The following is a 24406-nucleotide window of genomic DNA, read 5'->3' on the forward strand; positions in this document are numbered from 1 at the left end:
ATCGGCGTGTCCCGGCGGTTGCCGGGGCGCCACCCTCGACTTCGAGCTACTAGCTCAGGAGAGGGTGAGGCTCCAGTTCTCACCGGTCACGGGATGCCCGAAGCCGGGGTGCGGCTCCTGGGATCGCCGGGTGAAGCCGTGTGCCTCGTAGATGCGGCGGGCCGACGTGCACTCGTCGACCGTCCACAGGTCGACCCGGTGGCAGCCGGCCTCGCGCGCGAACGACAGGCACTCCGCGACCAGCGTGCCGCCCAGGCCCAGGCCGCGGGCGGCCTCGGTGACCAGCAGGACGCGCAGCTTGGCCACGCCCGGGTCGCCGGTGGCGACGAGCATGACGCAGCCGGCGCGTTCACCGGTGGGCGTCTCGGCGATCCAGGCGGCGTCGGTGGACGGGTCGTAGTCGGCGACCACCCGCGCCACCAGTGACTCGAAGGAGGTGTCCCAGCCGAACTGGCGCTGGTAGACCTCGCCGTGCGCCATCACGATCCAGCCCAGGTCGCCCGGCCGGTCGGCCCTGCGTATCGATGCCATCGGTCCACCCTCCGAGCGCCGACTGAAACGACTGTTTCAGTTCACGATACGATAGCGCCATGAGCGCACGGCGGGACGATCTCCTCGAAGCGGCCTACCGCTACGCGCTCGACAACGGCTTGGCCGATCTCTCGCTGCGACCGCTGGCGGCCTCGATCGGGTCCAGCCCGCGTGTGCTGCTGTTCCTGTTCGGCAGCAAGGACGGCCTGGTCCGGGCGCTGCTGGAGCGAGCGCGAGCCGACGAGCGGCCGCTGCTCGACGGCGCAGAAGATCTGACCCAGGCCGCCGTACGTCTCTGGGAGTGGCTGGCCGCCGCGGAGCACCGCCCGCTGCTGCGGTTGTGGACCGAGTCGTACGCCCGCTCCCTGACCGAGCCCGGCGGGCCCTGGGCCGGCTTCGCGAGGGCCACCGTCGACGACTGGCTCGACCTGCTGGCCACCTGTCAGCCCTCGGCCGAACGGAACACCACCGACGGCGCCGCCCGCCGCACCCTGACCCTGGCCGTCCTGCGCGGCGCCATGCTCGACCTGCTGGCCACCGGCGACGAGCCCCGCGTGACCGCCGCCGTCCACCACCAGCTCACCACGGCTCCCCGCTGATCGAAGCAAACTCGGTTGTCCGGTGCGGGTGGGCGGGACAGCATGGTCGGCATGGCGCGGGTGTTGCAGGGCGGGCTGCTCCCGGCGGCGGCGCTGTCCGGCGCCGTCGTGGAGATCGCCTGTGACGAGTCCGGGTTCTCGGGCACGAACCTGCTCGACCCGGCCGACCCGGTCGTCACGCACGCCGGTGTCGATCTGAGCGCGGCCGAGGCGGTCGAGCTGATCGCCGAACTGCGGGGGCGGTTCCGGTTCGCGCCGTACGAGCTCAAGTCCGGCAAGTTCCTCCGCCGGCCGAGCGCGCTGGAGTGGTTTCTGACCGCCCTGGAGGGCCGCGCCCACGTGCACGCCGTCGACAAGGAGTTCTTCCTGGTCACCCGGGTCGTCGATCTGCTGATGGGCGAGCCCTCGTACGCGGCGGGCACCCGTCTGGCCCAGCGGCACCGCCCGGCCGCGCTGGCCCTGCACGAGGCCGGCCGCGAGGCGGGTGACGCCTGGATCGGCTTCCTCGCCGCCTTCGTCGATCTCGCCCGGGAGAAGCGGCGGCGACGGCCGGTGGAGCCGTTCCTCAGGGCCCGGGACGCGCTGCCCGCCCACCCCGTCCTGGCCGAGCTCACCGACGATCGGGTGTGGACGCTGGCCGCCCGGCTCGACGAGGACGACCGCTCGCTGCCGCCGCCGCTCGAGCCGCTGCTGCCGGCGCTGGCCGAGACCGTGCTGTTCTTCAGCGGCGGCCACCGTCAGGTGCTGGTCACCCACGACGAGCAGAGCGCGCTCACCGTCGGCCGCCTCGTCCGCCTCCAGCGGGCTCTGGCCGAGGGCGAAGGCCCCTCACCGTTGGCCGGCTTGACGATGGCCGACTCCCGCGACGACCCGAGGGTTCAGGTGGCCGACCTCCTGGCCGGCGCCGCCCGACGATCACGCACGGCGCGGGCAGGCCCAGCCGGGGAAGGCCCGGCCAGGAAAGGCCCGGCCGCAGAAGGGCCGGCCGCGGAAGGGCCGGCCAGGGTGGGGCGGGCTCAGGAAAGGCCGGGCCCGGAAGTGGCCCCGCGGAGAACCGCTTCATAGGCCGCACGGGCCAGCGGCGCGCCCCACCGCGACCGCGGGCCGCCGTAGGCCGCGACCGGGCCGTCCGGTGGGCAGAGGACGGTGACCGCGTCGGTGGCCGTGCCGGTGGCGTCGAGGCCCAGTTCGCGGATGGCCTGCGTCTTGGCCTCGGTGACCGTGGCGACCGCGTTGACCAGGGCGCCCTCGCTGAGCCGCTCCGGCATCCACACCACGAAGTTGACGGTGCCGACGCGCTCGGCGAAGCCGTCGGCCGGCGCGGCGGCCTGGATCGGGGTGCCGAGGCCGACCGTGGCCCACAGCCGCACTCCCCCGTCGGTCACGCGTACCACTTCGGACACGTCGACGCCGGTCAGCAGGCCCACGCCGGGGCCGCGCAGACCGAGACCGCCGGCCAGGCCGGACAGATGAGAAGCCGGGTCGGGGCGGTCGTACGACATGGGCACCGTCGCGTTCACCACCCAGCCGCACGAGCCGAGGCCGCCGCCCAGCACCGCCGACGAGATCGCCGGCACCGGCCGGGGCAGGCGCCAGACCAGCAGCGGCAGGGACCGGCCGTCCTCGTCGCGGCGGGTCAGCTCGGGGTCGTCCACGCGGCCGGTTTCCACTCCGGGGCCAGGACCGCCCACACCTCCGTGTCGTGGCGGACGCCCTTCCACGGATAGTTGGCGCGCAGCGTGCCCTCCAGCGTCATGCCGAGCCGGCGGGCCACGTTGGAGCTGGCCACGTTGTCGGGGCGGCAGTGCCACTCGACCCGGTGCAGGCCGCGCTCGGTGAACGCCCAGTCGATGATCACCGCGGTGGCCCTGGTGATCAGGCCGCGCCCGGTGCCGGCCGGCTCGAGCCAGCAGCCGGCCTCGGCCACGCCCGACCCGGCGTCGAAGGAGACGAACATCGTGCCGCCGACGAGCACGCCGTCGAGCCAGATGCCCCAGATGCCTCCCGTGTCGGCGGCGCGCTTGTCGGCGTACCTCTGCAGGGTTTTGCGGGCCGAGGGAAGGTCGGCGCTGACGCTGGCCCAGGGAATCCAGGGGTCGACGGTCGCGCGGGCGCGCTCCATGTGCCCGAAGAACTCGTCAGCCTGCCACGGCTCCAGCGGGCGCAGCTCGGCCCCGCCACCCAGATCGACCTTGAACACTCCAGAAGAGTAGTCGCCCGGCAACGTCGCCGTCGCCCTACGGCCACCCGCACCCCTTTACATAGACGCGTGTCTATGAGAGGAAAAGGCATGCGCAAGATTGCGTTCGGACTCGCGGGCCTGCTCGCCGCGGCCGGGATGGCGACCCCGGCTCACGCGGCGCCGTCCCGGGCGGAGGTGGCGCTGCGGTGGGCGCCCATCCACTATCAGGACGTGGACGCGACGGGCGGCCACGCGCTGGGTGGAAAATCCGACTACATCACGCGATACGACTTCGACGGGAATCTGAACGGCCGGGACAACTGGGACAACGCCGGGCAGAACACTGACGCCGCTGTCTACTACTCGGTGCTCGAGACCTCGACGCACTACTACCTGACGTACTTCTTCTTCCACCCGCGCGACTGGATCGACCACCCGTTCTTCGAGACCGAGCACGAGAACGACGGCGAGGGCCTGCTCGAGATCGTCGAGAAGGACGGGTCGGACTACGGCTCGCTCAAGGCCGCGGTGACGGTCGCGCACAGCGATTTCTTCTCGTACGCCCCGAGCGGCAGCACCTGGAAGAACGGTGGCGAGACGATCGACGGGACCCTCCAGCTCCAGTCGTCGCCGCACGACTCGTTCCAGCACCCGGTGACCGCGCAGGAGCGCGGCGGGCACGGCCTGAAGGCTTATCCGCAGTACACCATCGACGGCGACGGCATCGTCTACTACCCGTCGGCCACCGTGTCCGAGTCGCCCAGCAGCACCAACGACCGCGACGTGCGCTACCGGCTCATCGACATCTTCGCGTCCGGCGGCCTGTGGGCGCAGCGGGCCAACGCGAGCCTGTTCGCCTCGCTCGGCACCTTCGCCGGCGACACCACCGGCGGGTGCGGCCAGGGCACCTACGGCTGCGGCACCAACTCGGCCAACGCGCCCTGGGGGTGGGATGACGGCAACGACGTGCCGGCCCGCGGCGAGATCGCGACCGACCCGGCCAAGCTGGCCGCCGCCTACTTCACCATCCCGGGCACGCCGTCGCGGACGTACACCTACAACCCGTACTCCGGCGCCGCCGCCGCGCTGAAGGCGGCACAGTCCCTGCCCCGCACGATCGACTGAGAGCCCGGGGGCGAGCGCCGGTCCCGGGCGCTCGCCCCCGTCATGAATGAGGCGCTTTTCATCCCTCGTGTCCGACTAGGCTGAACCCGTGGCACTGAAGGTGAAAGTGAACAAGCGCGTGATCACCGTGGCCGCGATCGCGGCGCTGGTGATCATCGCGTTGGTGGTGAGCCGCGGCCGCGGCGGCGACGACGGGCCGGGCACGCTCGACTCCCCGGCCGCCCAGGCCTGCAGCGACTTCAACGCCGGATATGCCAAGGCCAAGAGCGAGAGCACCCGCCTCGCCCTGGCCGACAAAGTCAGCGCCTCCACCATGAAGACCGGCAACGACGCGATCTCCGACGCGGCCATGAAGGTCGGCGACGCCGCCAACGAGACGAACGCCGCGTGGAAATCGGCCGGCGACGCGATGCTCAAAGCCTGTCGCGACGCCGGCTGGAGCAGTTAGTGCGGCTCGCCCTGCGGGCTGTAAGCGGTGAGGAAGCGGTCGCGGAACTCGTTCATCGGCCACACCGGCGCGCCCGGTGACGGCTTCAGGCCGTCGGTCCAGCCCCAGCTGGTGATCCGCTGGAGCACCTTCGGGTCCTTGGCCACGATCGAGATCGGCACGTCCTTGGTCGCGTTCGAGCCCACCACGACCGAGTTCGGCTGGTGGTCGCCCAGCATGACCAGCACCGTGTTCTCGTCGCCGTACTTCTCGACGTACGACGTGAGGCTGTCGACCGAATAGGCGATCGACCCGGCGTACGCCTGCCGGACCCGCTCCGGGTCTTTGAACAGGCTCTGCGGGCTCTCCGATTCCTTGATCATCGACTGGTAGACCGAGCCGTCGCCGAGCTGGTCCCAGGGCAGCGTCTGCGGCACCGGCGTCCACGGCGTGTGACTGGAGGTGAGCGTGACTTCCATCAGCAGCGGGGGTCGCTTGGCCTTGCCGTGCTCGTACGCCTGCACCTGCTTCATGACGAACTGATCCGGCATCGTCGACCAGCTCAGGGCGGGTCCGTGGTAGCCGAGCGTGTGCGAGTCGTAGACCTGGTCGTAACCGTAGAAGTCGCCCTCCGGCCAGGCGTAGGTGACGCCCGGCTCGAAGCCGACCGTGCGGTGCCCGGAGCGCTTGAACGCGCTGGTCAGGGTGAGCCGGTCGGTGGCGACCAGGCTGCGGTAGCGGTTCTGGTTGTCGATCCACAGGCCGGACAGGAAGGTCGAGTGGGCCAGCCAGCTGCCGCCGCCGAAGGTGGACGAGGTCAGATAGCCGCTCCGCGCGTGGAAGCCCTTCGCGGCCAGGCCCTTCTGGTCGGCGGCGAGCTGGTCGAGCACCGGCTGGTTGAACTCGGGGTTCTCGACGGCGTCACGGCCGTAGCTCTCCACGAAGCCGATGATCACGTCCTTGCCGCGCAGCGCGCCCAGCAGCTGGTCCTGCGGCATGTCGCGGAACGCGTCGACACGGACCTCCTTCTCGAAGGCCTTGCGGTCGGCGATGTCCTTGGGCACGGCCAGCACGGTGTCGCGGGCCAGGTCGGTGGCGCTCGTCGAGGCGACCGGGATGCCGCCGACCAGTTGGAAGCTCATCGCGGCCAGCGCCACCCAGGCCACCGCGGCCACCGTGACGCCGGCCTTCACGACCAGTGGTCGTTTCGGCAGGGCGCGGCTCACCCGGCGTACGGAAAAGGTCATCAGCGCAAGCGTGGCGACTGCGGTGACTACCGCGACCGCGGCGACCCCGAACGCGCCGGCGGCACCGATCGAGTCCTCGAGGAAGTGGTAGCCGTCGGAGAACAGGACCCAGTCGAGCACCGGGTCGAACTGGCGGGCCAGCACGGCGAAGAAGCCGATGTCGATGATCTTCAGAATGGTCAGGAGGCCCAGAACCACGCCGAGCACCGTCGCGGTGATCCGCCGGGCCCGCTCGGGCAGGGCCAGCAGCACGGCGATCACGAGCAGCGCCTCGATCGGCACCCGCAGCAGCGCGGTGCCCCAGAAGTTGCCCGGTGGCAGCCGGGTGATCTGGTCCGGGAGAACCAGGGCCAGAAAGACGAGGAGAGCGGCCAACGTGGTGAGCGCTGTGCCGCCGACCCGGCGCGCGTGCTTCATGAGAGTCCTTACCGCCGTAACGTACCTGCTTTCCGGTACACGGCGGCCGGGCCACAACGGTTCAAGCGGCTACATCAGCCGCACGGGTGAGCAGGGACACGATCTCGCCGGCGGCGGCCGGGCGGCCGAACAGATAGCCCTGGCCGTGGTCGATGCCGAGCTTGCGCAGGGTGTCCCACTGGGCGTCGGTCTCGATGCCCTCGGCCACCGTCTTCATCTTGAGCGCCTGCCCGAGCCCGGCCACCGCGTCCACCAGCGCCACGTCGTCCGCGTCGACGTCCACCTCGTCCACGAAGGTCTTGTCGATCTTGATGACGTCCACCGGCAGCTGCTTCAGGTAGCTCAGCGACGAGTAGCCCGTCCCGAAGTCGTCGATGGCCAGCCGTACGCCCAGGCCGCGCAGCGCGTGCAGGGTCTGCTTGGCGCTCTCGATGTCGGCCATCAGCATCGACTCGGTGATCTCCAGGGTGAGGCTGGCCGCGTCCAGGCCCGCGTCCTCCAGCGCACTCGCGACGTCGTCGACCAGACCCTCGTACTGGAACTGCCGGGCGCTCAGGTTGACGTTGACGTGCAGCCCGGCCGCCTCCGGCGACTCCCGGCGCCAGGTCGCCAGCTGCGCGCAGGCCTGCCGCAGCACCCAGCGCCCCAGCGGCACGATCAGGCCGTTCGCCTCGGCGTCGGCGATGAAGTGGTACGGGCCCAGCAGGCCATCGCGGGGGTGCTGCCACCGCACGAGCGCCTCGACCGAGGTGAGCCGCTGCGTCTGCATGTCGACGACCGGCTGGTAGAGCACGACGAACTCCTCGTGCTCGAGCGCGTGCTCGATGTCGGCCCGCAGCTGGGCCTCCTCCAGCACGGACATGGTCATCGTGGGGTCGAACACCGCGAAGCCGTTGCGGCCGGCCCGCTTGGCCGCGTACATCGCCAGGTCGGCGTTGCCGAGCAGCTGCTCGGCGTCGGCGCCCTCGGCGGCGATGCCGATGCTGAGGGAGCAGGTCATGTCGCGGCTACCCAGACGTACGGGTTCACGAACGGCACCGAGAAGCCGTTCGGCCAGGGCGGCCGCGTCGGCGGCGGGCACGTCCCGCAGCAGGATGGCGAACTCGTCACCGCCGAGCCGGGCCAGCAGGTCGTCCGGCCGCACGTGCCGCCGCAACCGGTCGGCGATCGTGCCCAGCAGCTCGTCGCCCGCGCTGTGCCCCAGGTTGTCGTTGACCAGCTTGAAATCATCGAGATCGAGCAGCAGTACGGTGACCGGCTGCCCCTCCTCGACGGCCTCCCGGAGCCGTTCCCGGAACCGGGCCCGGTTCGGCATGCCGGTCAGCGAGTCGGTGTAGGCCTGCCGGCTGAGCTGCCGCTCCAGCTCCCGCCGCTTGCTGATGTCCCGCAGGCTGATCACGACGGCCTGCAGATCCGGGCTGTTCATCCAGTTGGTGGCGATGATGTCGACGTCCACGTCCCCGAAACGCGCCTCGGTGCGCACGCTCTGCCCGGTCGGCAGCTCGGCCACCTGGGCGAAGAACACCCGGGCCCGGGTCCGCCGCTCGGCCGACATGACATCGTCGAGGCGCCGGCCCATCAGATCCTTCGCCGCGTGCCCGAGCAGTTGTTGCACGGAGGGGCTCACATATTTCACGAGCCCGTCCCGCCCGATGGCGAGAACGGCGTCGGCCGAGGCGTTCAGAAGGGTCTCGGCCCGCCGCTCGGCGGTACGCCGCCGGGCGTCGAACCGCCGGCGGCTCTGCGCGCCTACGGCGGTGAGCCCGACGACGCAGCCCATCATGGCGATGAGCAGCGAGGTGGTGCCGGCGTCGGCGTGCCCCTTGCTGGGCAGCAGGATGGCGTAGCCGGCGACGGACAGCACGCCGAGCCCGATCACCACCTTGGGCGACCAGAGCGCCATGCCGGTGATGAGCAGCAGGACGGCGGCGGGCACGTAAAGCAGCCACCCGTCCGGATCTGCCATCCCGAAGAGCAGCAGAACGGGCAGCTGCCCGAACCACCAGGCGAGAAGACGCCGCCGCTTGAGGTCGTCCCGAACGATCCGGTGCCAGGGTGCCCAGAAGGCAGCAACCTGGAGCGCGACGACGGCGGCCACGGGAATCAGCCACCATCGGCTCCCGGGCGCCCAGGCCAAAGCGATCCGAAGCCCACCGATAGCGGTGACCACCACCGCGATGCCGGCACCGATGCGAAGCTGCCGCACCCAGTACTCAGCCGTGTGGTCATCCATCTCGATCCGTCGCACGGCCGCACCGATCGTCACCCCTGTCAGCAACCTGAGAGAAACCGCCCTTACACCCATCGGCTGGTGCTCAGAAGCGCCGTCGTCGATCAGCACGATGGCGTCGGATCCCGCTTCCGCGGCCGCCGCCGGGCGAAAGCGCTGGTCCGCGGCTGCTTTGCGAAGAACCTCGGTCTCGACCGCCGCCGGAGCACTGAGCCGGCCCAGCATGGCGATGAGAAGCCGTTCTTTGTTGATCGACAGAAAGTTCAGCCGGGGCCCGGGCCGACTGCTCGATCAGGGCGACCAGATCACCGAGCGGCTGCTGCCCCAGGAAATGCTCCCGGCGGAACCGCACGGCCGCCATGCGGCCATCCACCTCCGGATCCACGATTGTCACCGCCGTCAGCTCGTGGCCGGAATGGCCTGCTCGTCCAGGTAGTCGTCGAGCTCCAGGAAGTGGAGCAACGCCTCGCGCATGCCTTCCATGCCGGAACCGTTTGTGGCCCGCGCGGCGCCCTGGACCCGATCGGCCACCGCGCCGGCGCCGGTCAGCTGGGCCACCGTGTGGCCCGTGGCCCAGCTGATCGCCACGATCTCCGGCAGTTTCGCCACGCGATCACGCGAGATGATCCGTGACAGCGTGGGCTGGGAGAGGCCGGCGGCGTCGGCCAGCGCGCGTTGTCTGAGACCCGCGGCAAGCCGCGCTCTTTCTATCAGCGCACCGACGTTTGTTCGGCCTGACTTCGGGGCGCCATGGGCGGGCGGACCCATGACAAATGTCAGTGGATGAGTGAGTGCTCGCTCATTAAGGTGGCTGACGTGGAGGCCAGACGACGACGGGTGCCCGCCATGGCGCCTGAGGAGCGGCGGGCGGCGCTGATCGCGGCGACCATTCCGCTGCTGCATGAGCATGGGGTCGATGTCAGCACCCGGCAGATCGCCCAGGCGGCGGGGGTGGCCGAGGGGACGATCTTCGGGGTGTTCGAGACGAAGACGTCCCTGGTGGTGTGTTCGGTGGTCAAGGCGCTCGATCCGGAGCCGACCTTGGAGGCCCTGGGTGCCATCGACCCGTCTGCGCCGTTGAGGGAGCGGCTGGCTGTCGCGGCCGATCTGGTGCATGTGCGGTTCGCCAAGAACGCGCAGCTCATGACGGCGGCGCGCAAGCTGGTGATCGCGGCGCAGGATCCGGACACGGTCAAGCGGATGACCGCGGGGCGGGAAGCGCTGCACGAGGCGATCGTCGCGGTCATCGGTGACGACGCCGACCGGCTGCGGCGGCCCGCCGGGACCGTGGCCACCCTGCTCCTCATGTTCTGCGGAGCCAACACGTTCGGGCCGTTCGGCGACCCGGCCAACTTCAGCGGGGCCGAGACGGTTTCGCTCCTGCTCGACGGATTACTCACACGGGGGGCTCAGTAGTAGTGCTGATCCAACTGCTCCGCGGTCACTTACGACCGTACAAGGGCGCCATCGGGCTGGTGGTGCTCTTCCAGTTCGTACAGACGCTGGCGACTCTGTATCTTCCCACCCTCAACGCCGACATCATCGACAACGGGGTGGTCAAGGGCGACACCGGCTATGTGATGCGCATCGGCGGGTGGATGCTCGTCGTCACGCTCGCGCAGATCGCCGCGCAGATCGTCGCCGTCTATTTCGGCGCTCGTACGGCCATGGCCGTCGGCCGCGACGTGCGAGCCTCCATCTTCGGGCGCGTGCAGGAGTTCTCGGCCCGCGAGGTCGGCCAGTTCGGGGCGCCTTCGCTGATCACGCGCACCACCAACGACGTACAGCAGATCCAGATGTTGGTCCTGCTGACCTTCACCCTGATGGTCTCGGCGCCGATCATGTGTGTGGGCGGCATCGTGCTCGCCCTCAAGCAGGACGTGCCGCTGTCGGCCATGCTGCTGGTCATCGTGCCGATCCTGGTCGGCGTGGTCGCGGTGATCATCGTGCGGATGCGGCCGCTGTTCCGGTCGATGCAGGTGAAGATCGACCGGGTCAACACCGTGATGCGTGAGCAGATCACCGGCATCCGGGTGATCCGCGCGTTCGTCCGCGACGAGCGGGAGCGCGACCGCTACGAGGTCTCCAACGACGAGCTCACCGACGTGTCGCTCAAGGCCGGCAAGCTGATGGCCCTGATGTTCCCGACCGTCATGCTGATCGTGAACATGTCGAGCGTGGCCGTGCTGTGGTTCGGCGGGCACCGGATCGACTCGGGGGCCATGCAGGTCGGCGCGCTGACCGCGTTCCTCAGCTACCTCATGCAGATCCTCATGTCGATCATGATGGCGACGTTCATGTTCGTCATGATCCCGCGGGCCGAGGTGTGCGCCGAGCGGATCGAGGAGGTGCTGGGCACCGAGTCCAGCGTCAAGCTGCCCTCGGACCCGGTCACCGAGCTCAGCCGGCACGGCTATCTGGAGTTGGAGAACGTCGACTTCCACTATCCGGGCGCCGAGGCGGCCGTGCTCAACGGTGTCGCGCTGACCGCGCGGCCGCGTGAGGTGACGGCCGTCATCGGCAGCACCGGCAGCGGCAAGACGACGCTGCTCAACCTGGTCCCCCGGCTGTTCGACGCCACCGGCGGCCGGGTGCTGGTCGACGGGGTCGACGTGCGTGATCTCGACCCGGGGCTGCTCGCCAGGACCGTCGGGCTCGTGCCGCAGAAGCCCTATCTGTTCTCGGGGACGATCGGATCCAATCTGCGGTACGGAAATCCGGACGCCACCGACGAGCAGTTGTGGGAGGCCCTGGAGATCGCGCAGGCCCGCGACTTCGTCGAGCGCATGGAGGGCGGCCTCGACGCGCCGATCGCGCAGGGCGGCACGAACGTCTCCGGCGGGCAGCGGCAGCGCCTCGCGATCGCCCGGGTGCTGGTCCACCGGCCGGAGATCTACCTGTTCGACGACTCGTTCTCGGCGCTCGACTACGCCACCGACGCGGCGTTGCGGGCCGCGCTCACCGATCACATCGCCGACGCCACGGTGGTGATCGTGGCCCAGCGGGTGAGCACCATCCGGGACGCCGACCGCATCGTGGTGCTCGACGAGGGGCGCGTGGTCGGCACGGGCACCCATACCGAACTCATGGACAGCAACGCGACGTACAGGGAAATCGTCTTGTCGCAGTTGACCGAGCAGGAGGCCGCAGCGTGACCGCTCCCACCAGACGGCAGGGACCTCCCATGGGAGGTCCCCCGGCGGCCCGGATGATGGCGGCCGGTGGGCCGCCCGAGAAACTCCAGGACTTCAAGGGCTCGACCAAACGGTTGCTCGGCCTGCTCAAGCCGCAACGGGCGCTCGTCGGCCTCGTGCTGTTGTTCGGCGCGTGCAGCGTGGTGCTCTCCGTCCTCGGCCCCTACCTGCTGGGCAAGGGCACCGACATCATCTTCTCCGGCTTCATCGGCCAGTCGATCTCCGGCAACGTGACCAAGGAGGAGGCGATCGCGGCCATGCGGGCCCGGGGTGAGAACACCCAGGCCGACCTGCTCTCCGCGATCGACTTCACGCCCGGGGTGGGCATCGACTTCGACAAGCTGTTCCACCTGCTGACCTGGGTCGCCGTCGTCTACGTGTGCGCGTGGCTGTTCGGCGTCTTCCAGGGCCGGATCACCGCGCACGTCGTGCAGACCGCCGTCTACCGGCTGCGCAACCAGGTCGAGGCCAAGCTGGCCCGGCTGCCCCTGTCGTACTTCGACCAGCAGCCGCGCGGTGAGGTGCTGAGCCGGGCCACCAACGACACCGACAACATCGCGCAGACCCTCCAGCAGACGTTCGCCCAGTTGGTGACCGCGCTGCTCATGGTGGTGGGCGTACTGGTCGCGATGTTCTGGATCTCCTGGGTCCTGGCCCTGATCGCCCTCATCACGGTGCCGGTGTCGATCCTGGTCACCACGGCCATCGGCAAGCGCTCGCAGCCGAACTTCGTCGCACAGTGGGCCACCACCGGGCGGCTCAACGGCCACATCGAGGAGATGTTCACCGGTCACTCGCTGGTGAAGGTCTTCGGCCGCGAGGACGAGGCCCGCAAGACCTTCGAGGAGCACAACGACAAGTTGTACGCCTCGTCGTTCAAGGCGCAGTTCATGTCGGGTCTGATCCAGCCGGCCATGATGTTCATCAGCAACCTGAACTACGTGCTGGTGGCGGTCGTGGGCGGCCTGCGCGTGGCCTCCGGCGCGCTGACGCTGGGCGAGGTGCAGGCCTTCATCCAGTACTCGCGGCAGTTCAGCCAGCCGCTCACCCAGATCGCCAGCATGGCCAACCTGGTGCAGTCCGGCGTGGCCTCCGCCGAGCGGGTGTTCGCCCTGCTCGACGCGCCCGAGCAGAGCGCCGACCCGGCGCCGGTCGACCTGGGCCGGATCCGTGGGGAGATCGCCTTCGAGAAGGTCTCGTTCCGCTATCTGCCGGACAAACCCCTGATCGAAGACCTTTCCCTTGCCGTACGCCCAGGGCAGACCGTCGCCATCGTCGGACCGACCGGGGCCGGCAAGACGACGCTGGTGAACCTGCTGATGCGCTTCTACGACGTGACGTCGGGGCGGATCACGCTCGACGGCGTGGACATCGCGACCATGCCGCGCGAGCAACTGCGGGAGCACATGGGCATGGTCCTTCAGGACACGTGGCTGTTCGGGGGGACGATCGCCGAGAACATCGCGTACGGCGCCGACGCGTTCGACATGGACGCGGTCCGGCAGGCGGCCGAGGCGGCCCACGTCGACCCGTTCGTCCGCATGCTGCCCGACGGCTACGACACGGTGATCGACGAGGAGGGCTCGAACGTCAGCGCCGGCCAGAAGCAGCTGATCACGATCGCCCGCGCCTTCCTGGCCGAGCCGAGCATCCTGATCCTGGACGAGGCGACGAGCTCGGTCGACACCCGCACCGAGGTGCTGATCCAGCGGGCGATGGCGACGCTGCGCGAGGGCCGGACGAGCTTCGTGATCGCCCACCGCCTGTCCACGATCCGCGACGCCGACGTGATCCTGGTGATGGAACACGGCTCGATCGTCGAACAGGGCACCCACGACGAGCTGATCGCGGCCGCCGGGGCGTACGCCCGCTTGTACTCGGCCCAGTTCGCCCAGGCGGCCGTCGAGGTCGAATAGAAAATGGGGGCGGCCAGGCGGCCGCCCCCATTTCTTACTGCTGCTGCTTACTTGATGGTCGGCCGGACAATCGCCGACCAGCCGGTGACGATGCCCTTGGCCGGGTCACCCTCGACCCAGGCCCGCAGCGCGACGACACCCGAAGGCGCGGTCGTCGTGGCGGCGTAGGCGCCGTTCACGTTGGCCTTGCTCACCAGGATGTTGGTCCAGGTGTTCGGGCCGGTCCAGCGCTGAACGACGACCTTGCGGCCGGCGGCGTTCGGGTTGCTCTTGACCGTCACCGCGACGCGGCCCTTCGAGGGCGAGGTCGCCGTCAGCGTGGCTGCCACGGTGACCGTCACCCGGGCCTCGTTCGAGTTGATCTCCTGGGACTGCGTCACGAAGCGCATGCCCTGCGTGATCGAACGCGAGAAGGAGTAGGCGCCGGTCGCGCTGGCCTTCGTGTTCGCGATCGGGGCGAGTTCGCCGCCACTGATCGGAGCACCCCACAGCTCGACCGTGGCGTTGGCCGCGACCTTACCGGTGATGCTCACCGGGCCGGTGCCGGTGACGGTGGCCGGGGCCACGATGGTCGGCTTGGGCGTCTCGCCCGGCTGCTCCGGGCCGGTCGGCTCGCCACCGTCGTTCGCGGCGATGGTGATGACGCCGTCCTTGACGGTGGCGGTGTCACCGACGCCGTAGCCGGTGACGATGATCGTCTCGGCCGGCTCCTTGACCTCGTCGTCGACCGTGTCGACAGTGCCGATCGGAACCAGGGTGCCCGGCAGTGCGCCCGCCGGGATGTTGGCCGAGATGGTGCCCGGGTCGACGTAGTCGTTCGGGCTCGCCGCGGCGCTGCCCTTGACCGATCCGCCCTTGACGAAGACGTTGAGCGGGGTCTGGGCCTGAGCGACACCCTCGGTCACACCGCTGATCCGGGCGGTCTCGCCCTCCTCGACACTGGTGTCGATGAGCGTGACCATGGGCTTCGGGTCATCGTCGGTGATGGTGGCGACGGCGTCCTTGCTCATCGCGCCGAAGAAGTCCTCCGTGGGGCTGCCCGTCGCCGGTTCAACCGCGACGGTCACCTTCTCGTCCTTCTCGTAGACCTGGTCACCGGTCACCAGGAAGTACATGTATCCCTGGTCCGCACCGTACGGGATGTCGGCCGTACCGGCCGGGGCGACGTAGTCCGACATGCCAGGAGCAGAGCCGCCGGTGTCGGCCGTGGTCTTCAGCGCGTCCACTGTCGTCGTGAACGTCGCGGTGGCCGCCCACGGGTTCGACAGCTTGATCGGCACGATGACGGCCGTCGCGTCGTTGCCCTCCTTGACGGTGGCCGTGCCGACGCTGTAGGTCGGCTTGGCGTCGTCGTCATCGATCGAGAAGATCGTCTCGTCCGATGCGACGAGGACCCTCGGCGGGTTCTCCGCGGCGGCATCCGAGACGTCGGTGGCGTCCGGGACGAAAGCGGTCGCGCTGTGCAGGTCGACCGCGAACTTCTCGTAGTCCTCGACCGGGTTGCCGTTCTGGTCGACAGCGGGCTGCCCCTGGCCGTCCTCGGCCTGGATGAACTCGTACATCCGGTCACCGACGATGTCGACGGTGAACGTCTTCTGCGTCTCGCCCGGGTTGAACATCAGGGTGCCGGACGACATGATGAAGTCCTCGCCCTGCTTGGCGGCGTTGACACCCTGGGTCGTGATGACCCTGGTGCCGTAATCCACACCGATCTTCGTGCCGGCCGGGCCGCTCAGCTTGACCGTGAAGGTCTGCGCCTTGCGGCCGGAGCTGCCCTCGGCGATCTTGGTGTTGACCGGGAGCAGGCTCACGACGGGCGGAGTGTTCTGGTCGTTGATGCCGCCGGTGGCCTCCTTGGCAACGCCGAGCTTGGCCACGGTCGGGTCGGCCAAGGTGACGTGCATGTCCTCGGCCTGCTCGAAGATGTTGTCGGTCCGGGTCTGCACGGTGATCGTCTGCGCGGTGTTCGCGGCTCCCACGTTGCCCGTCACCCCGGGGAACGTGACAGTTCCCTTGCCGGCGGCGTAGTCCGCGCCGGCGGTCGCCTTGCCCCGGCCCGTCAGCAGCGACGGGTCCATGTCCTTGCCCGGCCCGTCGGCCGTGCTCCAGGTCGCGGTGACGTTGCGCTCCGAAGGATGGTTGAGCGCGACGTCGAAGGTCAGCGGGCTGCCCTCGTTGGCGGTGTTCGGAGCGACGGTGATCTCCGGCTGCTCCTCGTCGTCCATGATGTTGACGGCGACGGTCGGCGTGCCGGTGACCGTGGTCGAGGAACCGCCCCGGATGCTGAAGGTCTGCTTCGGCTCCTCGTAGAGGTCGTCGTCCAGGATCGACACCTGCACCGGCGAGCTCTCGGTCTGCCCGGCCGACACGGTGAGCGTGGTGTTGGGCGCGATCGCGGTGTAGTCCTGGCCGGCCTTGGCGCTGCCCGGGCCGGACGGCGACGAGGAGGAGATCGGGATCGTCACCTCCTTGCCGGACGGGGCGTCGAGCACGGCCGAGACGTTCACCGAACCGGCCGTCTCGGACGGGTTGGCGTCGTCGACGACCAGCTTGTAGGTCGGCGCCGGATCGTTGTCGAGGATGCTCCCGCGACCGACGACATCGTTGATGCCCGACCCGCTGATCGTGATGGTGAAGTACTCGCTGTCCTCGTCGAGCTTGTCGTCGACGGTGTTGACAGTGATGGAGCGGCGCTGATCGTCGTACGGATCAGTGGAGTCGGCCGGCAGGGTCAGATCGCCCGACATGGTGCGAACGTCGTTCTCGTCGATACCGGCGTGCCCCTGTACGCCGTCACCGGAGGTGATGGTCCAGGTCAGGGGCAGCTCGTCGAGTGCCGCACCGCCGGCGCTCCGGGTGAGGTTGAAGGTCATCGAGCCACCCTCGGTCACCTCGAGGGAGGTCTCGTCCAGCGAGACAGTGCCGGGCGCGGCCTGCGCCGGGGAGGCTGAGATGACGGCCGGCATGAAGCCGATCGCACCCGCGACGGCGACCGCGATGGCCCGCCTCACGGACTTGGGGCCACGCAGCATGAACGGAACCGAGCCGCTCGTGGCTGCATGGGCTGTGGAATAGCGCATGTCTTTCTTTCTCCTTCGGCGGCTGGGCTGCCTCCTTCGGGAGGCCCCTGGCTTTGCGTCCCCGCCTTGCGACGGGTTTGCCTGTTCGGGCACCGCATGGGCGGCTCGGAGGGACCGGCCAAGCCGGTCTGAGCAGCGCGTGAGGTCGCGCCTTCCGTAATCTAACCGGCGTATCCCCCCGTTAACGTCGGAATGCTTTTTTCGGGTTAAATCGGCCTGAAGAGCGCATCACAGCATCGAAGAGCGACGACGCCACGCGGCGGCGGCCAGCCACGGAGCGGCTCCGAGGGCCAGAAAGAACACCAGCAACGGCAGGCGCCACCAAACGGATATTTCGCGCTTTGGCGGCGAAGGAGTGCCAGAAACCCAGGGACGGGCTGATTTCGACCATGCCAGAAATGCGTCGCCGATCGGGGCGGCGCCGAAGGCGTACCTCTTGGTCCATGGGGTCGACATCGGCAGGCCGGCGACCTCGCCGAAATTGGCCAGCCCGTCGGCCAGGGACTCGTCGCCCTGGAGCTTGGCCGCGCCGATGGTCACGACCGTGGCCGAGAGGCTGACGCCGAGGACCAGAGGGCCCGAGTCGACGTTGGCCGGGCCGTCGACGCCGTTCGGATGCTCGCGCACGGCCGGGCCGATGCCGAGGGGCGCCGAGAGGAACGCGGTGCGGAACACGCCGTACTGCTGACGGGCGAACTCGGGGTCGATCTCGGGCAGGAAACGCTGCACGATGCTCTGCGAGGTGCCCTGCGCCCCCGAGGTCGGCTCGCCGGTGTCCGGGTCGGCCGTGTGCGACATCAGACCCGAGGCCGGGTCGAGGCGGGCCCGCACGTTGGCCACCCAGCGGATCACCGTCGTGTCGTAGGCCGGGGTGAGCAGCTTGTCGTGCAACCGCAGCGACGCCATGGCCACGGTCGAGTCGACCGGCCAGGCCCGCCCCGGATAGGAGGCGAGGAACGGCGTCGGCGAGGCGTCGAAGGCGGCCGCGATCTCGGCCGAATCCTCCTCGAAACGGCGGAGCTCCCCCGCGTCACGCTGCTTGGTGAGGATGCCGCCGCGCAGCCAGTTGGTCCAGCCGCGGTAGAAGACGCCGTACGGCAGGGCCATCTCGCCGCCGAAGGGCGCCCGCCCGGCATCGGACTCGAGCCGGCCCAGCGCCCAGCGTGCCTCGTCGATCTGGTCGAGGTCGACGGCGGTGAGCCCGTACAGGGCGTACAGGAAGAAGAAGCCCTCGGGGAACTGGCTCTGGGCCTCCTCGGCCGCGCCGGACTCGAGCTGGTCTTTCAGAAAAGCCAATTGCCGGCGTACGCCTGAATCGCCGTCAGCGGGCGCGACCAGCCGCACCATGCCGACGAGCGCGACAGCGCTGATCAGCATGGCCAGAACCAGCCGCACCACCCGTGCCATCGGCTGATCGTAAAGACCCGCCACAAGTCGGGCGAATCACCGCGTGTCGCGGAGCAGGCGCAGGGCGAGGGCCGGGCAGCGGTCGACAGCGCGCCGAGCGGCCGGCTCCAGAGGGGCGGGCACGGCCGGCGACGGGCTGCCGTCACGGGCGACGGGGAAACCCCAGTCGTCCTCGGCCAGCAGCTCGGGCAGGAGTTCGGCGCAGAGGCCACGCCCGTCGCAGGCGGTCCAGTCGATGTGCAGGCGGGTCATCAGCGGGCCTCCGTCGCCAGGCAGCGGCCGGACAGGTGGGCCGCCACGTCCGCTGCGAAGGCGGTCATCGCGCTGGCGATCAACCGGGCCGTGCCGTCGGGGTGGCGGCACGCGCCCCGGCCGGTGACCAGGCGGGTCAGGCGAGCGACCTCAGCCGGAAGGCCGGGACGGCCGGGACCGCCGGGGCCGCCGGAGCCGGGAACGCCGGTAAGGCCGGGAAGGCCGGGAACGCCAGGACGGGCGGGACCGCCGGGACCGGCGGGGAGGGCGGCCAGGTCGGCCAGCGTGGAGGCCAGGCGGGGTAGGCCGTTGACGCACGGGCCGCACTGGCCGGCCGACTGGTCGGCCAGATATCCGGCGATCCGGGCCGTCTCCGTGAGACCGCACGCCCCCATCGGCAAGGCCATCACCACGCCCGCCCCCGGGGTCGCGCCGTACGGGGCCAGCGCCTGCCGGCTGACCGGCAAGGCGGGGTCGGCCGGCACCCACGCCCCGTGATAGCCACCGACCAGCACCGCCGACAGCGGGGCGGACGGCCCGCCGGCGGCCGCGAGAAGCTCGCCCAGCGTGACGCCGTAGCCCGCCTCGACCACCCCGGGCGCGGCCACCGCCCCGCTCACCGTGGCCAGGAAGGTGCCCGGCTCGTCGTACGTCCCCGCCGCCCGGAACCAGCCCGCGCCATAGCGGGCGATCATCGCCAGGTGGGCCAGCGTCTCGACGTTCTGCACCAGCGTTCCCGTGTCGGGCAGGCGGTTCAGCTTGTCGGCCGGCACCGCGCCCCGGCCGGCCACCGCCGCCGCGACCGCCGACTCCTCCCCCGCCACGAAGGCGTCCGGCGCGGTCACCAACGTGACCGGGATCGGGTCGCGCCGGGCCTGGAGCACCTGCCGGAAGGCCGACGGCCTCGGGACGTACAGATAAGCGGTTGATGCCCTGGCCGCCCGGGCCACCAGCTGCAGGCCGTCCAGGACCAGGTGGGGCTGGTACGCGAGGAGCGCCTTGTCCTTGCCCGAGGCCGGTTCGCCCTCGGCGCCGTTCGCGATGATCACGGGCGGGCGGCCGGCGGCGATCACCGCGTTGAGCTTGCGCCACAGCGGAAACCCGGAGCCGCCGCGGCCGGTCAGGCCGGCGTCGCGGGCCATGCCGACCAGCTGGGCGGCGTCCGGGGTGGGCAGTGGGCCGTGGTCGCCGTCGGCCAGCAGCCGGCGTTGCACGGCGCCCGTGTGCGCTTCCGCGACACTCGTCATCGGACCTCCTCCAAGGGGCGCAGCCGCTCGGCGACCTTGCGCTCGGCGCGCTGCGGGAAACGGGTGAAGTTGGGGGTGAGCCGCCAGATCACGGCGGCCAGCACCACGGACACGCAGACCATCGAGATGGCCCACAGCCAGACCGTGCCGTTGTCCGATCCGGTGCCCAGGCCGTGCATCAGCGCGACCGGCCAGCACAGATAGGCCAGCCAGTGCACGGCCCGCCAGGCGCGGGCGCCGATGCGGTGCCGCAGCAGGCTGGTCACGACGATCGCGATGATCAGGTCGAGGCCCAGAGTGCCCAGACCCTGCCACAGCGGCCGATAGTTGCCGACGAACGGCACAACCAGATCAAAGAGCCTCAATTGGGCGTACGGGTCGAAGAGCAGACTGACCACATGAAGCACCAGGAACACCACGGCCAGCAGCGCGGCGTTGCGGTGCAACAGGTTCACGGCGAAGCGGGGCAGGCCGAACGCCGTACGACCGGACCTGGCTCCGATGCCCAGCGCGACCACGACGGTCAGCAGAACCAGCGAGACGACGCCGCTTCCCCGCGCGAAATACCAGAGGGCGTCGGTCACGACGGCCACCCGCCCTGCCGCACCACGTCGAGATCGGGGGTGACCAGACGGCTCGGCACGCCGCGGAGCAGACCCGAGGCCCCTCGCCCGCGGACGATGGCGGCCGTGGTCAGGGTGTTCGCTCGCAGGCACGAGTGGGCGGCGACGGTGACCGTGCGCCACACGCGCGGGGCGGGCAGGCCGGTGCGCGGGTCGAGGATGTGGTGCAGATGTCCCCACGTGCGGCTGGCGGTGCTCGACGTCGCGACGGCCGCGCCCGACGGCAGCCGTACGGCGTGGGACGGGTCTCCGGGCCGGTCCTGAACCAGGACCTTCCAGCCGCCGTCCGGGGCCGCCCCGGCCGTGGCGATGTCGCCGCCCAGCGCGACCATCACGCCGGTGCCGAGCCGCTCGGCGACCAGGGCGGCGCAACGGTCGGCGGCAACCGCCTTGGCCGTGGCGCCCAGATCGAGCAGCACACCGGCCGGAACGGTCAGGCGCCCGTCGTGCAGGCGGACCGAGCGCCAGTCGGGAGCCGCGAAGACCCGCACGGCCGGAGCAACCCGCCGACCGGTGACAGCGGCGAAGTCCCGGTCGTAGCCAAGGCCGGTGACCGCGGCGGCGTCCGCACCGGAGCCGCGGCCGGTGATCTCGGCGAAGTCCCGGTCGTAGCCGAGGCCGTGCAGGGCGGCCCCGATCGTCGGGTCGACGTCGCCGTCGGTCTCGCGGGCGGCCCGCAACGCGGCGCCGACCAGCTCGGCCAGCAGAGGGCTGATCGCGACGGCGCGGCCCGGCGTGACCTGGCGCAGCTCCGAGTCGGTGCGGAAACGGCTGCAGGCGAGGTCGACGGCGGCCAGCTCCTCGCGGACGATGGCGGCCGCCTCGTCGATCGCGGCCGGATCGGTGACGACGACGCGGGCCACAGTTCCCCAGACGGTCCACTGTGCGGTGTCGGCGCCGATCGGCAGGGTTTCGATCAGGGGCATCAGGAGCCTCCCGAGGTCGCGCCGCTGCTGCCGCCGGTCGACGAGCCGCTGTCGGTCGACAGCGACGGCGAGTCGTCAGTAGTCGTCGTGCCCGAATTGTCGGTGGTGGTGACGGTGGTCGTGGTGTTGTCCGACGCGTAGGCGGCCACCGCCACGGCCGCGGTTCCCACCGCCGACGCCGCCACCAGGACGCCGGTGAACAGCGCCGTGCGCCGCAGTCCGGTCTCCCGCTTCATCCCAAGCCCCCTCACGTGTGATTGCTTGACACCTCAACCACCTTGCGGGTTCCCCCTCGCCCTGACCTGTGCCGTTGCTTGGTGGTTGCTGTGAGAGTCGGCGACCCTCGCGGTAGGTTTCGGCCATGCGGGTGGTCGGGCGGCAGGACGAGGTGGCGGGGTTGTCCGCGCTGCTCGACCGCGTCACCGGTGAGGGATCGGGCGGCTCCTTGGTGCTGCGCGGCGACGCCGGAGTGGGCAAGTCGACGCTGCTGGGCTGGGCCGTCGAGGAGGCCGGCCGCCGCGGCTTCTCCACGATCGGCGTGACCGGCGTGCAGGCCGAGTTCGGCCTGGCCTACGCGGGCCTGCACCGGCTGCTGGGCGACCAGCCGCTGGTCCGGGCCGCCCTCGACGGCGACCAGACCCCGGTGCGGGTCGCGCTCGCCCTGCTGACCCATCTGACCGACGCCGCCACCGAGGAGCGCCCGCTGCTCGTGGTGGCCGACGACGCCCACTGGCTGGACGGGCCGAGCTGGGACGCGCTGACCTTCGTGGCCCGCCGCCTGGCCGGCGATCCGGTGCTGATCCTCATGGCGATGCGCACCGGCGCCGAGACGACTGCCCGTTTGACCGGCGCCGGCCTGCCCGAATCGACGGTACTTCCGCTGGACGAAACGTCGGCCGCGCAGCTCCTCGACCGGTCGGCGCCGGCGCTGCGCCCGGAGGTGCGGGCCCGGGTGCTGGCCGAGGCCGCCGGCAACCCGCTCGGGCTGGTCGAGCTGGCCGCGGCCGGCGACCGCCCCGGTCGTCTGCCGGAAGATCTGCCCCTTCCGGTACGCCTCGAACGGTCGTTCGCCCTGTCGGTGGCCGAGCTGCCCGCCGCCACCCGCACCCTGCTGCTGGTGGCGGCCCTGAACGAGGGCACCGGCCTGCACGAGATCGTCACAGCGGCCACCAGCGTCGAACCCGGCACCGGCGACATCACCGCCGATGACCTGACGCCGGCCGTCGCCGCCGGTCTGGTTCAGCTCGATGGCGACGGCCTGAGATTTCGGCATCCGCTGATCCGGTCGGCGCTGCGCCAGACGGCGAGCGCGGCCCGGCGCCGGCGGGTGCACGCCGCCCTCGGCGTGACCATCGCCGACGGCGAGCGTTCGGTCCGGCATCGGGCCGCGGCCGCCGACGCCCCCGACGAAGCGCTGGCGGCCGAGCTGGAACAGGCGGCCCAGCGTGACCGGCTCCGGGGCGCGCTGGCCGCCGCGGTGGCCGGGCTGGAGCGGGCCGGCCAGCTCAGCGAGGATCCGGAGGCGCAGGCGCGCCGGCTCATGTGGGCGGTCTTCGCCGCCTACGACCTGGGCGACGGCGACACGGTCCGGCGGCTGATGAACGGCCTGGCCGACCGCCGGCTGCCGGCGGCCGCGGAGGCGCAGCTGGCCTGGCTGCGCGAGGCGGCGCTGGGCAGCGGCTGGTCGGGCGCCGACCGGGTGCCGGCCTACCTGGAGATCATCGAACGGTTGCGGCAGGCGGGCGATCAGGAGCTGGCACTGTCCGAGCTGACGTCGATCTCGCTGCGCTGCTACTGGTCCAATCCGGACGCCGGGACGATCCGCCTGGTGATCGAGCAGGCGGACCGTTTCGACGTGCCCGCCGACAACGCGCACCGGATCGCGGCGCTGGCCATGGCGGCCCCGCTCGACCGCGGCCCGGAGGTCGTCGAGCCGATCGCCCGGCTGTCCCGGCAGCTGGTCGGCGGCCGCCCCGAGGAGCTGGACGTGCTGGCCACGGCCGCGTCGGGCCTGGGCGCGTTCCCCCGCTCGCTGGTCTTCGCGCGGGCCGCGGCCGACGAGCTGCGGGCGCAGGGCCGGCTCGGCGTGCTCGCGCAGACGCTGACCACGCAGGCGACGGTGGCCGGCAAGCTGGGAGACGTACGGCTGGCCGAGCAGTCGGCGGTCGAGGCGCGCTCGCTGGCGGTGGAGACGGGCCAGCCACGCTGGGCCGTCACGGCCGACCTGGCCCGTGCCCACGCGCTGGCCCTGCGCGGCGAGGGCGCGGAGGCCCGCCGCCTGGCCGACGCCGCGGAGAGCGCCCTGCTCCCGGTCGGCGCCCACCCGATGCTGGCGCTGGTGCAACTGGTCCGGGGCGCCGACGCGATGGCCGAGGCGAACCACGCGGCGGCCTTCGAGCACCTGGCGCCGATCTTCGACCCCGGCGCGGTGCCTTTCCACCCGGTGCTGCGCTTCTGGGCCCTAACCCAGCTGGCCGACGCGGCCATGGGCAGCGGCCGGGAGGCGGACCTGCGCGCCGTCCTCGACTCTCTGCCCGATGTGGACATTCCGGTGGCGGCGATCGCCCGCACCTACACCCGGGCGCTGCTGGAGGAGGACTTCACCGCGGCCATCGACCCGGAGTGGCCGTTCGAAAGGGCGCGACTGCAGCATGCGTACGGCGCCTGGCTGCGCCGCAAGCGCCGAGTCACCGAATCCCGCCTCCCCTTGCGAGCCGCGATCTCCGCCCTGACCGCCCTGGGCTGCCGCCCCTGGGCCGACCGGGCCCAGGCCGAACTGCGCGCGACGGGCGAGAGCACACCACGCCGCGAGGACGCCCGGGACCGGCTCACCCCTCAGGAGCTCCAGATCGCCATGCTGGCCGCCGACGGCCTGACGAACCGGGACATAGGCCAGCGCCTCTTCCTGTCACCGAGGACGATAGGCACCCACCTCTACCGGATCTTTCCCAAGCTGGGCGTCGCCTCCCGGACAGAGCTGGTGCGGGCCCTGATGACGTGATC

The 24406-nt window shown here is 70.8% G+C and carries 21 protein-coding genes, 1 pseudogene and 1 riboswitch; of the genes and pseudogenes, 8 read left to right on the forward strand and 14 right to left on the reverse strand.

Annotated elements, in window-relative coordinates:
• Positions 1–54: 54 nt before the first annotated feature.
• Positions 55–531, reverse strand: a complete 477-nt coding sequence (locus ACQP2X_RS40495; protein ID WP_498690974.1) for a GNAT family N-acetyltransferase — start codon at positions 529–531, stop codon at positions 55–57.
• A 59-nt stretch (positions 532–590) separates the two neighbouring features.
• Between ACQP2X_RS40495 and ACQP2X_RS40500 the strand changes: the two genes are divergently transcribed.
• Both ACQP2X_RS40500 and ACQP2X_RS40505 read left to right on the forward strand, forming a co-directional pair.
• Positions 591–1130 (forward strand): TetR/AcrR family transcriptional regulator, encoded by a 540-nt coding sequence (locus ACQP2X_RS40500; protein ID WP_498690976.1) that lies wholly within the window; start codon positions 591–593, stop codon positions 1128–1130.
• Positions 1131–1181: 51 nt separating this feature from the next.
• Positions 1182–2195, forward strand: a complete 1014-nt coding sequence (locus tag ACQP2X_RS40505; protein ID WP_498690979.1) for a DUF3800 domain-containing protein — start codon at positions 1182–1184, stop codon at positions 2193–2195.
• On the opposite strand, the gene ACQP2X_RS40510 is transcribed toward ACQP2X_RS40505, so the two are convergent.
• Entirely contained in the window at positions 2147–2785 is a 639-nt protein-coding gene (locus ACQP2X_RS40510) for an adenosylcobinamide amidohydrolase (protein ID WP_498690980.1), read from the reverse strand. The genes ACQP2X_RS40505 and ACQP2X_RS40510 overlap by 49 nt on opposite strands.
• Positions 2767–3330 (reverse strand): GNAT family N-acetyltransferase, encoded by a 564-nt coding sequence (locus ACQP2X_RS40515; protein WP_498690981.1) that lies wholly within the window; start codon positions 3328–3330, stop codon positions 2767–2769. Before ACQP2X_RS40515 ends, ACQP2X_RS40510 begins: the two co-directional genes overlap by 19 nt.
• A 90-nt stretch (positions 3331–3420) precedes the next feature.
• On the opposite strand from ACQP2X_RS40515, the gene ACQP2X_RS40520 reads away from it, so the two are divergent.
• On the forward strand, positions 3421–4437 hold the full coding sequence (locus ACQP2X_RS40520) for a hypothetical protein (RefSeq protein ID WP_498690983.1): 1017 nt from the start codon (positions 3421–3423) through the stop codon (positions 4435–4437).
• 88 nt (positions 4438–4525) lie between these two features.
• Complete coding sequence (locus ACQP2X_RS40525; protein WP_498690985.1) at positions 4526–4885, forward strand: hypothetical protein; 360 nt, start codon at positions 4526–4528, stop codon at positions 4883–4885.
• Here the strand turns inward: ACQP2X_RS40525 and ACQP2X_RS40530 are convergent.
• The 4 genes and pseudogenes from ACQP2X_RS40530 to ACQP2X_RS40545 form a co-directional block, all read right to left on the reverse strand.
• On the reverse strand, positions 4882–6528 hold the full coding sequence (locus tag ACQP2X_RS40530; RefSeq protein ID WP_498690987.1) for a sulfatase-like hydrolase/transferase: 1647 nt from the start codon (positions 6526–6528) through the stop codon (positions 4882–4884). The genes ACQP2X_RS40525 and ACQP2X_RS40530 overlap by 4 nt on opposite strands.
• Positions 6529–6589: 61 nt before the next feature.
• Positions 6590–8776, reverse strand: a complete 2187-nt coding sequence (locus ACQP2X_RS40535; protein ID WP_498690988.1) for a putative bifunctional diguanylate cyclase/phosphodiesterase — start codon at positions 8774–8776, stop codon at positions 6590–6592.
• Between the two features lie 381 nt (positions 8777–9157).
• The gene (locus tag ACQP2X_RS40540) at positions 9158–9367 is read right to left on the reverse strand and encodes a hypothetical protein (protein ID WP_498701364.1); all 210 of its coding nucleotides are present in this window, start codon (positions 9365–9367) and stop codon (positions 9158–9160) included.
• Between the two features lie 27 nt (positions 9368–9394).
• A pseudogene (locus ACQP2X_RS40545) lies at positions 9395–9667 on the reverse strand (hypothetical protein); the annotation flags it as partial.
• Here ACQP2X_RS40545 and ACQP2X_RS40550 point away from each other — a divergent pair.
• From ACQP2X_RS40550 to ACQP2X_RS40560, 3 genes are read left to right on the forward strand one after another with little or no spacing between them, the layout of a single operon-like run.
• Entirely contained in the window at positions 9575–10174 is a 600-nt protein-coding gene (locus ACQP2X_RS40550) for a TetR/AcrR family transcriptional regulator (RefSeq protein ID WP_498690990.1), read from the forward strand. The pseudogene ACQP2X_RS40545 and the gene ACQP2X_RS40550 sit on opposite strands and share 93 nt — an antisense overlap.
• Before the next feature lie 2 nt (positions 10175–10176).
• Entirely contained in the window at positions 10177–11913 is a 1737-nt protein-coding gene (locus ACQP2X_RS40555; RefSeq protein ID WP_498690992.1) for an ABC transporter ATP-binding protein, read from the forward strand.
• Positions 11914–11942: 29 nt separating this feature from the next.
• The gene (locus tag ACQP2X_RS40560; protein ID WP_498690994.1) at positions 11943–13868 is read left to right on the forward strand and encodes an ABC transporter ATP-binding protein; all 1926 of its coding nucleotides are present in this window, start codon (positions 11943–11945) and stop codon (positions 13866–13868) included.
• A 47-nt stretch (positions 13869–13915) separates the two neighbouring features.
• On the opposite strand, the gene ACQP2X_RS40565 is transcribed toward ACQP2X_RS40560, so the two are convergent.
• From ACQP2X_RS40565 to ACQP2X_RS40595, 7 genes are all read right to left on the reverse strand, one after another.
• Entirely contained in the window at positions 13916–16948 is a 3033-nt protein-coding gene (locus ACQP2X_RS40565; RefSeq protein WP_498690996.1) for a Calx-beta domain-containing protein, read from the reverse strand.
• 14 nt (positions 16949–16962) lie between these two features.
• Positions 16963–17040: riboswitch (cyclic di-GMP riboswitch) on the reverse strand.
• A gap of 136 nt (positions 17041–17176) precedes the next feature.
• Entirely contained in the window at positions 17177–18355 is a 1179-nt protein-coding gene (locus ACQP2X_RS40570) for a hypothetical protein (RefSeq protein ID WP_498690997.1), read from the reverse strand.
• Between the two features lie 36 nt (positions 18356–18391).
• A complete protein-coding gene (locus tag ACQP2X_RS40575; protein WP_498690999.1) occupies positions 18392–18607 on the reverse strand; it encodes a ferredoxin in 216 nt (71 codons plus the stop codon).
• Entirely contained in the window at positions 18607–19854 is a 1248-nt protein-coding gene (locus ACQP2X_RS40580; RefSeq protein WP_498691000.1) for an NADH-ubiquinone oxidoreductase-F iron-sulfur binding region domain-containing protein, read from the reverse strand. Before ACQP2X_RS40580 ends, ACQP2X_RS40575 begins: the two co-directional genes overlap by 1 nt.
• Positions 19851–20438 carry a ferric reductase-like transmembrane domain-containing protein gene (locus tag ACQP2X_RS40585; RefSeq protein ID WP_498691001.1) on the reverse strand — a complete coding sequence of 196 codons (588 nt, stop codon included), beginning with the start codon at positions 20436–20438 and terminating at the stop codon, positions 19851–19853. Before ACQP2X_RS40585 ends, ACQP2X_RS40580 begins: the two co-directional genes overlap by 4 nt.
• Positions 20435–21403 carry an FAD:protein FMN transferase gene (locus ACQP2X_RS40590; protein WP_498691002.1) on the reverse strand — a complete coding sequence of 323 codons (969 nt, stop codon included), beginning with the start codon at positions 21401–21403 and terminating at the stop codon, positions 20435–20437. The genes ACQP2X_RS40585 and ACQP2X_RS40590 overlap by 4 nt, the downstream gene beginning before the upstream one ends.
• Positions 21403–21639 carry a hypothetical protein gene (locus ACQP2X_RS40595; RefSeq protein WP_498691003.1) on the reverse strand — a complete coding sequence of 79 codons (237 nt, stop codon included), beginning with the start codon at positions 21637–21639 and terminating at the stop codon, positions 21403–21405. Before ACQP2X_RS40595 ends, ACQP2X_RS40590 begins: the two co-directional genes overlap by 1 nt.
• Before the next feature lie 125 nt (positions 21640–21764).
• Between ACQP2X_RS40595 and ACQP2X_RS40600 the strand changes: the two genes are divergently transcribed.
• Positions 21765–24404 (forward strand): helix-turn-helix transcriptional regulator, encoded by a 2640-nt coding sequence (locus ACQP2X_RS40600; protein WP_498691004.1) that lies wholly within the window; start codon positions 21765–21767, stop codon positions 24402–24404.
• Positions 24405–24406 lie beyond the last annotated feature (2 nt).

This window comes from Actinoplanes sp. CA-131856 (assembly GCF_050956135.1).
Taxonomy (GTDB): domain Bacteria; phylum Actinomycetota; class Actinomycetes; order Mycobacteriales; family Micromonosporaceae; genus Actinoplanes.

What these genes read in the sequence shown, in the direction of transcription:
- ACQP2X_RS40520 (WP_498690983.1), top strand. Translation starts at nt 3,421, where the DNA reads ATGCGCAAGATTGCGTTCGGACTCGCGGGCCTGCTCGCCGCGGCCGGG.
- ACQP2X_RS40495 (WP_498690974.1), bottom strand. Translation starts at nt 531, where the DNA reads ATGGCATCGATACGCAGGGCCGACCGGCCGGGCGACCTGGGCTGGATC.
- ACQP2X_RS40560 (WP_498690994.1), top strand. Translation starts at nt 11,943, where the DNA reads ATGGGAGGTCCCCCGGCGGCCCGGATGATGGCGGCCGGTGGGCCGCCC.
- ACQP2X_RS40530 (WP_498690987.1), bottom strand. Translation starts at nt 6,528, where the DNA reads ATGAAGCACGCGCGCCGGGTCGGCGGCACAGCGCTCACCACGTTGGCC.
- ACQP2X_RS40500 (WP_498690976.1), top strand. Translation starts at nt 591, where the DNA reads ATGAGCGCACGGCGGGACGATCTCCTCGAAGCGGCCTACCGCTACGCG.
- ACQP2X_RS40590 (WP_498691002.1), bottom strand. Translation starts at nt 21,403, where the DNA reads ATGCCCCTGATCGAAACCCTGCCGATCGGCGCCGACACCGCACAGTGG.
- ACQP2X_RS40565 (WP_498690996.1), bottom strand. Translation starts at nt 16,948, where the DNA reads ATGCGCTATTCCACAGCCCATGCAGCCACGAGCGGCTCGGTTCCGTTC.
- ACQP2X_RS40580 (WP_498691000.1), bottom strand. Translation starts at nt 19,854, where the DNA reads ATGACGAGTGTCGCGGAAGCGCACACGGGCGCCGTGCAACGCCGGCTG.
- ACQP2X_RS40595 (WP_498691003.1), bottom strand. Translation starts at nt 21,639, where the DNA reads ATGAAGCGGGAGACCGGACTGCGGCGCACGGCGCTGTTCACCGGCGTC.
- ACQP2X_RS40600 (WP_498691004.1), top strand. Translation starts at nt 21,765, where the DNA reads ATGCGGGTGGTCGGGCGGCAGGACGAGGTGGCGGGGTTGTCCGCGCTG.
- ACQP2X_RS40505 (WP_498690979.1), top strand. Translation starts at nt 1,182, where the DNA reads ATGGCGCGGGTGTTGCAGGGCGGGCTGCTCCCGGCGGCGGCGCTGTCC.
- ACQP2X_RS40570 (WP_498690997.1), bottom strand. Translation starts at nt 18,355, where the DNA reads ATGGCACGGGTGGTGCGGCTGGTTCTGGCCATGCTGATCAGCGCTGTC.
- ACQP2X_RS40575 (WP_498690999.1), bottom strand. Translation starts at nt 18,607, where the DNA reads ATGACCCGCCTGCACATCGACTGGACCGCCTGCGACGGGCGTGGCCTC.